Origin of the sequence: Streptosporangium sp. NPDC002544 (assembly GCF_040295965.1) — a bacterium.
In the GTDB taxonomy this organism is placed as follows: domain Bacteria; phylum Actinomycetota; class Actinomycetes; order Streptosporangiales; family Streptosporangiaceae; genus Streptosporangium.
In genome coordinates this window covers 66,872-77,816 of sequence record NZ_JBEOWJ010000017.1, presented here as the reverse complement: position 1 = coordinate 77,816, position 10,945 = coordinate 66,872, and the positions used below count along the sequence as shown (strand labels likewise).

Sequence of the window (10,945 nt, the reverse complement as noted above, 5' to 3'; positions counted from 1 at the left end):
CCACCAGATGGAAGGTGCAGATTCAAGCCATGAACGACGTGACGGGTCTTTACACGATCGGGCAGTTGGCCCAGCGTACGGGGCTGCAGGCGCGCACGATCCGCTTTTGGTCCGATAGCGGCGTCGTCCCTCCGGTCCAGAGATCGGAGGGCGGGTACCGGCTCTATGACGCGGAGGCGGTCGTGCGGCTGGACCTGGTCCGGACGCTTCGCGATCTCGGGCTCGGTCTTGATGCCATTCAGCAGGTGCTGGAGAAGCGCGCCATGCTGAGCGAAGTGGCGGACCTGCACGTCAAAGCGCTCGATGCCGAGATCCGCACCCTCAAGATTCGCCGGTCCGTCCTGCGCATACTCGCCCACCGTGACAGCTCTACCAAGGAGATCGCCTTGATCAACGCGCTAGCCCGACTCTCGGCACGGGAACGCCAGCAGGTCATCGACGACTTCGTCGACCGTGTGTTCGCCGACGTCGTCGATGACGACGCCACGCTCGTCGCGGGATGGATGCGTGACCTCCCATCCGATCTCCCGGAAGACCCGACCTCCGAACAGATCGACGCGTGGGTGGAACTGGCCGAGTTGGCGGGCGAGGAGAGCTTCCAGCAGACGGTCCGCCGAATGGTCCTCAGTGGCGAGGAGAACAACCGCCTGGAGTACGGCCTCAACCTCCGGCCCCTGGTCTTGGAGCACGCAGGCGACGCTCTGTCGCGCGGCATCGCGCCGGAGTCGGCCGGGGCGAGCCTGATCCTGAAGCGGATCATCCCCGGCGACCTTCCCGCAGAGGAGACCGCCGCCCTGATCACGTGGCTGGACATGGTCGCCGAGCCCCGAGTTGAGCGGTACTGGCAGCTCCTGAGCCTCCTCAAGGGCCAGCAGCCATCCCCACCGGCGGTCCCGGCCTTCGCATGGCTGCTGGCCGCACTGCGCGCCCACCGCTGATCCATCCCCCGCACCTTCCGACCCCGTATCCTTCACCGCACCCATAGAGGGACAACTATGCCGACCTTGCTCCACATCGACTGCAGCATGCGCCAGGACGGCTCGGTGACCAGGGAGATCACCGGGATCTTCGCCGAGGAATGGCGCCAGGCCAACCCCGATCACACGTACGTGTACCGGGATCTCGGCGCCTCGCCGATCCCCCACGTCGACGAGGCTTCGGTGGTCGCCGGCCTGCTGCTCCAGGAGGAGCTGAACGAGGACCAGCGCCGTGCCTGGTCCGTCTCCGAGCCGCTGATCAAGGAGCTCCGCGCGGCCGACACCATCGTGCTCGGTGTGCCCATGTACAACTACTCGATCCCGTCAGTGCTGAAAACGTGGTTCGACCGGGTCACGGTCCAGGAACACATGATTCAGGAGCCGATGAGCGAGGGCCTGCTGACCGGGAAGCGAACGATCGTGGTGATCGCCCGGGGGGGCGCGTACGGCCCGGGCACCCCTCGCGAGCGCTACGACTTTCAGATGCCCTATCTGCGAGCCCTGCTGGAGCAGATCGGTCTGGACCGCAACCTCGAGTTCGTCCATGTCGAGATGACGCTCGCGCACTCTGTCCCCGCGCTGGAGCAGTTCAAGCCGATTGCCGACACCTCCCGTGAGGAGGCCGCCAACAACGTGCGCAAGCTGGTCCTGGCCGGCTGAGGACGCGTTCTCCGGGATCCGACGAAAGCCGTGGCCCGGTCCAGGAGGTCAATCACGTAGGCCCCCGCTCGAGTCGGTCACCAGCCCAAAGTAGCGCTTTGTAATCACTTTCACGGATAGTGATGGCGCGGAGCGGCTCGCGGCCGTTTCGTAAACGGTCGCCTATGAAACAGCGGCCCGGCGTCCGGCCGCCCAGGGCGTTCCCGCCCCGATCATGTTCCATGAGTCGTTTCAAATCCCTGGAGCTTTGAAACGCATCCATGAAACGATCGTGGGGTGAGCGACGACGACTTCTCCCGCGTGGAAGCCTTCGACTGCCCGATGTCCTCCTGCGCCGCCCCGGCCGGATCGCCCTGCCGCACCGGCCGGGGCAAGGTGGCCGCCCAGTACCACACCGCCCGGTTCCGGCTCGTGCCGTCCCTGGCCAAGGTACTCAACGTGCCGACCCCGGCACTGCGCAAACCCGGCACCGCATGGGTGGAACTACCCCGACCCACCGCCGGCCCCCGGACGTCCGGACACGCCAAGATCGGCTACGCCCGCGCCTCAACGATACGCCAGTCGCTGCAGACCCAGCTCGACTCCCTCCAGACCGCCGGAGTCACCCGGATCTTCTCCGAGAAGATCTCTACCCGCGCCACGCGGCGCCCCGAACTCGAGCGGGCCGTCACCCTGGCCCGGGAGATGCGCGCCTCCGGCGTCGCGGTCACCCTGGTCGTCCACGAGCACAAGCGGCTCGGCCGCGGCCTGGCCCTGGCCGAGCTCGCCGAACAGCTGCGCGCCTGCGACGTCGGCCTGGAGTTCCTCACCGGCGAACTGCAAGGCAGCCACGATCCGTCCGGCGTGGTGTTCACCGTGCTCGCTGCCCTGTCCGGGATGGAACGCGAATACATCCGCGACCGCACCCTGGAAGGCCACGAGTCCGCCCGCAAGAACGGCAAGGCCATCGGCGGCGCCGCCGTCACCGATGAGGCCATGCTGTCCATGGCACTGCATCTGCGCGACCAAGACCTCAGCCTCCGCGAGATCGCCGCCCGCCTGGTCATCACCCAGGGCGCCAAGAGGGGCCGGCACCCCTCCCCGGCCACCGTCATGCGCATGCTCCGCGACCACGACTCCAGCATCACCGAGCTGGGCGCCGGAGCCGACGATGCGAAGCAACGGCCGTAGTCCCTGGCCGGTACACGAGCCGCGAACTGTTCTTGGCGTCATAATCCAACACCGTTATCAAACCGAGACGCCAGTCGGAGGCTCCCACGTTATCGCAGGTCAGACGCAACTTCGTTGAAAATTTCTTCGTTGCTACTGGGACCCCAAGTTACCGGCCGGTACGGCCGGGTTTTCCGGGGCGCGCATCGAGGTCCCGGCGGTAATGCCGGGCCCGCCCGGCGCGGCCGCGCTCCGGAGCCGCTCGGCCCGGGCGGGCAGAAGGCGACGCAGAGACCTCCAAGTCGATCTCAAGCCTGATCTTCTACACCTACAGGTGTGAATACGACTCCTCCGCGGCAGCGCCGCTCACTATCTCGCCGGACCCTGCTCCTGGGCGGGCTCGGCGCCCTAGCCGTCATCGGCGTACCGACCACGGCCGCCTGCACCACCGTCATACCGATCACCTTCGACCCCACACAGAGCACCCCCGACCTCACACCGAGCGCCACTCTCACCGGCCATACCAGGCCGGTCGCCGCGGTGGCCTTCAGCCCGGACGGCGAAACCCTCGCCACCACCAGCTTCGACGGCACGGTGCGGTTGTGGGACGTGGCCGGCCGCAAAACCGTTGCCACCCTCACCGGCTACACCGGCTGGGTCCGCTCGGTGGCGTTCAGCCCGGACGGCAAACTCCTCGCCACCGGCAGCGACGACAACAACGTCGAAGGAGTCGTAGGAACGGTGCGGTTGTGGGACGTGGCTGGCCGCGACACCGTCGCCACCCTCACCGGCCACACCCGCGAGGTCCGCTCGGTGGCGTTCAGCCCGGACGGCGAAACCCTCGCCACCGGCAGCACCGACAACAGCGTGAGGTTGTGGGACGTGGCCGGCCGCAAAACCATCGCCACCCTCGACCACCTCGACTGGGTCTTCTCGGTGGCGTTCAGCCCGGACGGCGAAACCCTCGCCACCGCCAGCGCCGACAACAGCGTGAAGTTGTGGGACGTCGCGAGCCGGAAGACCGTCGCCACCCTCGCCGGCCACACCGAAAGCGTCTTCTCGGTGGCGTTCAGCCCAGACGGCAAAACCCTCGCCACCGGCAGCGACGACAACAGCGTGAAGTTGTGGGACGTGGCCGGCCTCAACATCGTTGCCACCCTCACCGACCACACCAACGGCGTCTCCTCGGTGGCGTTCAGCCCGGACGGCGAAACCCTCGCCACCGCCAGCACCGACAACAGCGTGAGGTTGTGGGACGTCGCGAGCCGGAAGACCGTCGCCACCCTCACCGGCCACACCGACGAGGTCTGGTCGGTGGCGTTCAGCCCGGACGGCGAAACCCTCGCCACCGCCAGCGCCGACAACAGCGCGAAGTTGTGGCCGACCCGCTGACCCAGTAGATCATCACCGCTTCAGCCCTACCGCTAAACCCCGGTCCGATCCTCCCCGAAGGCCGGTTGGGGACCGGCTGATCCGCCGGAGGGTCACGGAACTGGACTTCTGCGACCGGTAGACCTCGCGCGCCCGCGCGTAGGACCCCTCTCAAAACTCCTCGGTCGAGTTGGGGCTACTCCGCGGCCAGAAGGTCGTCCAGCCTGCGCTGCATCTTTGGTGAGGCCTCGCGGCCGTAGGTGACCACTCCAGGGGTGAAGGTGTGCTCGCCGGGATGGCCGCGGAACAACAGGCACCCCTCGGGATCGTCGAGGTCGCCGTCACTGGCCGGACAGGGCAGCAGTTCGACCAGCTCCCGGACGCGGTCGGCCCAGCGCAGCCAAACGTTACGGTCGTCGAAGGACTGGGCCAGCGACATATGCGAGCCCGGGTGATCGGCCTGTAGCTCGCATTGGTAGACGGCGCTGCGGTCGTGTGCTGCCGTCTCGTCAGCCACAGGCGGGCCCACTCTGCATCGGTGAGCACGTTGTAGTGCGGGCATTCGCCGTCGTCGGCCTCGCGCTCCAGGCCGACGGTCAGCGAGGTGGCCAGCGCGACCGCGGTGAAGGCGCGGGTGGCCGCGTCGCTGAGGCGTTCGGCGTCGTCGTCGGTCAGCTCCACATCGCGGAGCTGGTCGGCGAGCAGGTTCACGTGGGTGGCGAAGTGAACGCAGGCGTCCAGCAGCGCGGTGAGCGGACCGGTGCTGTCAGGGAACTCGACGGTCATGTTGTTCAGTGCGCGAATTCGGGGGCGCTCTCTCCGGGCGATTCGCCGAACCGGCCCGATCCGGCCGCCTCCTCGGAGGCCACCGACCGCGATCAGGTGACCTGATTGCCTATCTTGCTGCCGGGACCGGGAACGCCGAACGCATTGCGTCCGGGACGTAATGCGTCCGCGGTTTCAGCCTCTGCCCCTGCGTCGGCCCGCGTCGCGCTCCAGGTAGTCCAGGCCGCCCGGGTAGGCCGCGCCGAGGTCGACCAGGGCGCCGATCATCGCGTTGTAGAGCCTGGCGTGATACCAGTGCTGGCGGCCCAGCTCGCCCTCGCGCAGCTGGGCGGCGAGCTCCTCCAGGTGCGCCAGCCACTGCTGTGCCGTCGCCGGGACAGCCGACCCTGCGCCCAGCTCAGCGGGCTCGCAGGGTGCGGGGACGAAGCGGGTCTGCACGACGGTCTCGCGGACCACCTCGCGCACCGGCTCGGTGCGCACGGTGCCGGCGGCGATGTCGCGCTGCAGCCGGGCCTCGGCCGAGCGGACTTCCCAGGCGCGGTTGCGGCACGACTTGGAGCAGTAGATGGCCGGGCGGCCGCGCCCGGAGTAGGCCACGTGCACGCCGCACCAGCCGCACGAGCGGCCCTCCAGTCGCTCATGGACGCGCATCCGCAGACGCCTGCGCAGCGATGCATTCGGTAACCGGTCGGGCTCGGCGGACATCGGCTCTCCCCGTCTTTTTGTCCCGGACGTATCGGCACCGAAGGTGCTGATGCCTAATGACTCCGTACGACCCCGAGTTCGTCGACTCGGGAACTCATCCCGCTGACGTCTCGACTTGAACTGGAGCTTGGACTTCTCATCGCAGGCCGCACGCGGTGAGGATGAGCGACCGGCGGGTGGTCGTCGACGGGGGCCGAGTGAACGCCTGTGCTGATACCGGACCGCGAGTCCTCTGCTAAGACCGTGCGCCTCGGTCCCTGTCGACCGTCACCCGCCGGTCCGTGCGATTCGGCACGATCGTGGCGTGAGCCAGTCGCAGGAGACACCGCTCGTATTCACCGGGGCCGCCGAGCCCTTGCGCAGAGCGCGGGCCTGCGGCCGGCTGGGGCCACGAACCGCTGATCGGATGTCGAGCCGCCGAGCTCTCTCATTAGGGCGTGGCGTGCCCCCGCGCGGCTCACCTGGGCCAATGACCCTTGAAGGAGGCGCCGGTGACGGTGACATGCGGAATCGACTGGAGCGAGAAACACCACGACGTCGCCTTGGTCGACAAGACCGGCACGCTGGTGGCCAAGCGGCGTATCAGCGACGACGCCGAAGGCTGGCGGGTCCTGGTGGAACTGCTGGCCGAGCACGGCGACCACCCCGACGACCCGATCCCGGTGGCGATCGAGACCAGTCGTGGCCTGCTGGTGTCGTGCCTGCGCGCCACCAGCAGGAAGGTGTACGCGATCAACCCGCTGGCCGTGGCCCGCTACCGCGAACGCCACAGCGTCGCCCGGGCCAAGTCCGACCACGCCGACGCCATGACCTTGGCCAACATCTTGCGGGTCGACGCCGCTCACCACCGGCCGTTGCCGGAGGATTCCGAGTTGGTCCAGGCGATCGCCGTGCTGGCCCGCGCCCAGCAGGACGCGGTCTGGAACCGTCAGCAGCTGGCCAACCAGCTGCGTTCGCTGCTGCGCGAGTACTTTCCCGCGGCGCTGAAGGCCTTCCACGTCAAGAACATCGGCCTGACCTCCCGTGAGGCCCGCGCCGTCCTGCAGGCGGCGCCCACCCCGGGCGCGGCCGCCAAGCTCACCTTCCGCCGGCTGCACGCCCTGCTACGCGGCTCAGGTCGCCAGCGCAACATCGAGACCTGGATCGACCGGCTGCAGGCGCTGTTCCGTGTAGAGCAGCTGCGCCAGCTCCCACTCGTCGAAGAAGCGCTCGGCCGCCAGGCCCAGGCGCTGCTGCTGCAGCTGGACGCGGCCTGCCGGGCCGCCGACCAGCTCGCCGAGGCCACCGGCGAGGCCTTCGGCCGGCACCCGGACGCGGCCATCATCACCAGCTTCCCCGGCCTGGCCGACCTGACCGGCGCCCGCGTGCTCGCCGAGCTCGGCGACGATCGCACCCGCTTCGCCGGCGCCCGCGCGCTGAAGGCCTACGCCGGATCCGCGCCCATCACCCGCGCTTCGGGCAAGAGCCTGGTCGTCCACCACCGCAAAGTGAAGAACCAGCGCCTGGCCGCCGTCGGCTACGTGTGGTCCTTCGCCTCCCTACGGGCACCAGGCCCCAGGGCCCACTACGACTACCGGCGCGCCGAGGGCGACCGGCACTCCAGCGCGCTGCGCAACACCTTCAACCGGATGCTCGGCTGCCTGTTCCACTGCCTGCAGAACCGCAAGACCTACGACGAGTCCGCCGCCTTCCCTCATCGTCGATCGATGCGGCTCAGCCACGCGTCCTGAGCGTCGGCCAACCGCTCTACCAGTGGTAGCGGGACGAAGCGGCACGCGAATTCAAGCCCCGCGTCCTCGCCGTCACCGCGAACATGGTGCTGCCAGGCATCAGCGCTGTCTGGGTGGGCCGTGAGCTGGAAGAACGTTGTCCGCCGCGGCTGCCCGTTATCGGCACGCGGCCTGTTGTCCACCGCAATGGGCCCGATGACGGAGAGTCCCGTCAGGCCGGTCTCCTCTGTGACTTCTCGCAGGACAGCCTGTTGCAGGCTTTCATCCGGCCGGACCCCTCCCGCCGGCACTTGAGTACCCGCTTCGGGCATGCCGACGTGATCGAAGACAAGCAACTCCGGCGCGGATCGGTAACGGATGATGTAGGCGGCGACGCGGATTCGCGGGCGAAACATCCCTCCATCATCTCAAAAAGCGATCTTGAAGACATTAGGGCTTGACGCTCTGCGCAGATCGGATGTCTTAGCACTGTCTCTTATGACGGTTCGTTCTTTCTGATGGATCTTCAGTCTGAACTGTCTGGTCTGTCTCTGGGATTTCGTGGTCGCCTTCTCGGTGGTGTTCGTGCTCTGTTCGTCGTGTCGGTCGTCTTCTTCTTCGTGGTGTTGATCTTCTGTGATCACGGTTCGCGCCACTCCCCGGCGACGTCGCCGGACGGGGCTCCTCGTCCTCCTGGCCCTGGCGACCCGAGGCCGGCGACGAAGGGGCCGATCCGCCCTCGGATCGGTAACTCCGGTTTATCTACTAACTTGCTCCGCGAATCCCAGTGGGTTCAGCCCCGGTGAAGGTCTGCGCGAAGGAATCCGGCCGCCGTCGCGGAGCCGGGTGGCGCCGGGCCGGTAAGTCCGACTTGTGTTCTAACTTGCTCCGGGGATCGCGGCCGGTAAGTCCGACTTTTCACACAACTTGCTCCGGGATGATCATGAGCAAAGTGCGGCGCCGCGGTCGGTCTCGGCGTGGTCGACGCGCCGCGCCCCAAGACGTAAGACGGTCTTTTCTACTAACTTGCTCCGCGCGGCGGCGCCCTTTGGATCAGCCCACTTGAAAGCGGCCTAGCCCGCTAGCCTCCCGGTCATGACGAGCGAGCCTTCCTCCCGGCGCCCGGCCGATTCGCTGGCGCCCTACCTCCAGGTGGCCGACGCGGTGCGGTCCCGGATCACTCACGGCGACCTGGCCCCCGGCGACAAGCTGCCCTCCCAGCGGGCCCTGGCCGACCACTACGGGGTGGCGCGGGCCACCGTGCAGGCCGCGCTACGGGTCCTGCTCGCCGAGGAGCTGATCGTCTCGCGCGGCGGCAGCGGCAGCTACGTGGCCACCGCGCCGCCCACCTCCACCGTGGTGTCGGCGCCGAAGATCCGGGTGCATCGCTACGAGTACATCCTGGCGATCAAATGGCCGGAGTTCGAGCAGTGGCTGATGGTCTGGCCCCACCAGTACGCCTCGCCCGGCCAGGCCGCGGCCTCCACCGAATGGCGGCCCCTGCTGTTCGGGGACGCCGACTTCGAGGACCGGCACGAGTGGATCGACCCGGCCGCCGAGCACTGGGCCGATGTGACGCCGTGGACCGCCCGGGTCCGCCGACAGCTGTCAGACGCCGTCGCGGGGGTGAACGGCATCCTCGACCGGCTCGACGAGCATCCCTGGCAACGCTGAACTTGCTGCGCCGGTCCGTAAGGCGGTCTTATCTACTAACTTGCGCCGCGAAAATGGCGCCCTCGAACGGCCCGGTCGCCCGGCCTTCCTGTCCGGTCCATGTGGGCCTGTCGGTGTCCGGATGAACCTGTCGGATGGGATGTCGGAGTTCTGGGGTAACTGTCGGGGCTGGCGGTGCAAAATCCAGTCTTGTGAGTGCTGATGGCCCGGCGGGCCGAGCATTGCCGAGGCTGGCTCGGCGTCGGGCGTACGTCTCGTCGGGCCGCTCGCACAGCTTGAAGGTGAAGTTCAGCGTCGAGGAGTTCCAGGAAGTAGCCGCAGCCGCGGCGGCGGCTGAGTTGGCTGTCGCCGCGTATGTGAGGGAGACGGTGCTGCGCGATGCCCGGGCGGTCACAGACGGCGGTACCGAGGGTGAGGCGGGCAGGGTGGGGCTGGCCCGGATACAGCGGGAATTGTTCGCGGCGCGGACGGCGCTGGTTGCGGCGGCTACGGCCTTGGAAGGTGCCGGCGTGGTGGATGGCCTCGCGGATGCCGAGAAGTGTGTAGAAGCTGGCGTTATCGCAGCTAGTGCCGCGTCAGGCAACGTTTGCGACGTTCGTCGTTGGCCCTGAGCCGACGGTAGGTGACGTGGCACCGTGCATCGAAGTCGAGCGTTATGAGCGCCGTCCCGTTGCGAACCTGAACGCCCCGAGCGCCCGAATCGGTCGCGCGCTCAGTCTGCGGTCTGGTTCGCATCACGACGGTGTTGAGTAGGTGGGATCGGGCGCCGATGAGAAATGGCGCCGACAGTCGTCTAAGTAGACGTCCGGTGAAAACGCGCTGCGCGCATCAAGGGAGAGCAACGAGATGAGACCACTTCGATACTCGATCAACGTCACGCTCGACGGCTGCTGCCATCACGAGGCAGGGCTCCCCCCGGACGAGGAGTCGATGCGTTACTGGACCGCTGAGATGGAGCGAGCCGATGCCCTGCTATTCGGCCGGGTGACCTACGAGATGATGGAGTCGGCGTGGCGGAAGCCGGCCACGGACACGTGGCCTGACTGGATGGATGAGTGGCAGATCCCGTTCGCCGAGACCATCGACCGGGCGAAGAAGTACGTCGTGTCGAGCACGCTGAGCGCGGTCGATTGGAATGCCGAGCTGGTGCGAGGCGACTTCGGGCAAACGGTTCAGCGGCTCAAGCAGGAGTCAGGCGAGGGCCTGTGGGTGGGTGGCGTGACGCTCCCCCTGGCGTTGGCAGATCTGGGACTGATCGACGAGTACGAGTTCCTTGTGCAGCCGGTCCTTGCCGGACACGGGCCGACGTTGCTCGCCGGTCTGCGCGAGCGCATCCAGCTCGAGCCCGTGGACCGCCGTGAGTTCCGGTCGGGGGCGGTCGCCCTGCGATACCGGCCCACGCGAGTTACGGCTTGACGTGATTTATCCTGGCACGTTGGCCGCTCCCTCGCGACGGAACGACGGCTCGGAGTCGCGTTGGCCGCGCTGGCCGTGCCCCCGAACGCGCGGACATATCGACGGGGGACATCGCCCCGAGGTGCCGATAGCGGACAGGGCAAATCTCAAGTATCGCCCCATCGCGTTGTGAGCGCGGGCCAGGAGCTGAAACAGATCATCTGGGAACGGACAGCAGAAACCGACAAGTTAGTCCGGACGACCATGAGCCCCCCGTCCGGACTAACTTGTCGAGCCGCAGGTCACGCCGGATTCCCCCGAAACCATGCAGCGGACCTGACATTTCCTCTCCCCGCCCGGTCCCCGTCTCGTCCCTTACGGCGTGCCGGGCCGGCGCGCGGCCGACTGTCCAGTCCGGAGCCGACGAGCGCAGCGAGGAGGCGCAGGACTTGACCGGCGGCAAGCGTCGGCCACACTGCACGCCCGGGGCGAGACGGCCCCCTCGGGGTGCCACCGGAA

Annotated in this window: 12 protein-coding genes; 9 read left to right on the top strand and 3 right to left on the bottom strand. The window is 67.8% G+C overall.

Features of this window, described 5'->3' with window-relative positions:
- Window positions 1-29 precede the first annotated feature (29 nt).
- The 4 genes from ABT061_RS25250 (at window position 30) to ABT061_RS25235 (ending at window position 4,178) form a co-directional block, all read left to right on the top strand.
- Window positions 30-938 carry a MerR family transcriptional regulator gene (locus tag ABT061_RS25250; RefSeq protein WP_350922196.1) on the top strand — a complete coding sequence of 303 codons (909 nt, stop codon included), beginning with the start codon at window positions 30-32 and terminating at the stop codon, window positions 936-938.
- Window positions 939-995: 57 nt separating this feature from the next.
- The gene (locus ABT061_RS25245) at window positions 996-1,637 is read left to right on the top strand and encodes an FMN-dependent NADH-azoreductase (RefSeq protein WP_350922194.1); all 642 of its coding nucleotides are present in this window, start codon (window positions 996-998) and stop codon (window positions 1,635-1,637) included.
- Between the two features lie 276 nt (window positions 1,638-1,913).
- Window positions 1,914-2,807, top strand: a complete 894-nt coding sequence (locus tag ABT061_RS25240) for a recombinase family protein (protein ID WP_350922192.1) — start codon at window positions 1,914-1,916, stop codon at window positions 2,805-2,807.
- A 315-nt stretch (window positions 2,808-3,122) separates the two neighbouring features.
- Window positions 3,123-4,178, top strand: coding sequence for a WD40 repeat domain-containing protein (locus tag ABT061_RS25235; RefSeq protein ID WP_350922189.1), 1,056 nt, complete (start codon window positions 3,123-3,125; stop codon window positions 4,176-4,178).
- A 175-nt stretch (window positions 4,179-4,353) separates the two neighbouring features.
- Here the strand turns inward: ABT061_RS25235 and ABT061_RS25230 are convergent, their stop codons facing one another.
- A complete protein-coding gene (locus tag ABT061_RS25230; protein WP_350922188.1) occupies window positions 4,354-4,674 on the bottom strand; it encodes a hypothetical protein in 321 nt (106 codons plus the stop codon).
- 35 nt (window positions 4,675-4,709) lie between these two features.
- On the opposite strand from ABT061_RS25230, the gene ABT061_RS25225 reads away from it, so the two are divergent.
- Window positions 4,710-5,048: a hypothetical protein gene (locus tag ABT061_RS25225; RefSeq protein ID WP_350922185.1), complete on the top strand. Its 339-nt coding sequence runs from the start codon at window positions 4,710-4,712 to the stop codon at window positions 5,046-5,048.
- 69 nt (window positions 5,049-5,117) lie between these two features.
- Here ABT061_RS25225 and ABT061_RS25220 read toward each other — a convergent pair whose 3' ends face one another.
- Window positions 5,118-5,648, bottom strand: coding sequence for a hypothetical protein (locus ABT061_RS25220; RefSeq protein ID WP_350922182.1), 531 nt, complete (start codon window positions 5,646-5,648; stop codon window positions 5,118-5,120).
- Between the two features lie 476 nt (window positions 5,649-6,124).
- Here ABT061_RS25220 and ABT061_RS25215 point away from each other — a divergent pair, with 476 nt between their 5' ends.
- The gene (locus tag ABT061_RS25215; protein WP_350922179.1) at window positions 6,125-7,378 is read left to right on the top strand and encodes an IS110 family RNA-guided transposase; all 1,254 of its coding nucleotides are present in this window, start codon (window positions 6,125-6,127) and stop codon (window positions 7,376-7,378) included.
- Here ABT061_RS25215 and ABT061_RS25210 read toward each other — a convergent pair.
- Window positions 7,342-7,773: an NUDIX hydrolase gene (locus ABT061_RS25210; RefSeq protein ID WP_350922176.1), complete on the bottom strand. Its 432-nt coding sequence runs from the start codon at window positions 7,771-7,773 to the stop codon at window positions 7,342-7,344. The genes ABT061_RS25215 and ABT061_RS25210 overlap by 37 nt on opposite strands.
- 679 nt (window positions 7,774-8,452) lie before the next feature.
- Here ABT061_RS25210 and ABT061_RS25205 point away from each other — a divergent pair.
- The 3 genes from ABT061_RS25205 (at window position 8,453) to ABT061_RS25195 (ending at window position 10,447) form a co-directional block, all read left to right on the top strand.
- Window positions 8,453-9,031, top strand: a complete 579-nt coding sequence (locus ABT061_RS25205) for a GntR family transcriptional regulator (protein ID WP_350922174.1) — start codon at window positions 8,453-8,455, stop codon at window positions 9,029-9,031.
- Window positions 9,032-9,312: 281 nt separating this feature from the next.
- Complete coding sequence (locus tag ABT061_RS25200) at window positions 9,313-9,642, top strand: hypothetical protein (RefSeq protein WP_350922172.1); 330 nt, start codon at window positions 9,313-9,315, stop codon at window positions 9,640-9,642.
- 235 nt (window positions 9,643-9,877) lie between these two features.
- Window positions 9,878-10,447 (top strand): dihydrofolate reductase family protein, encoded by a 570-nt coding sequence (locus ABT061_RS25195; RefSeq protein ID WP_350922169.1) that lies wholly within the window; start codon window positions 9,878-9,880, stop codon window positions 10,445-10,447.
- Window positions 10,448-10,945 lie beyond the last annotated feature (498 nt).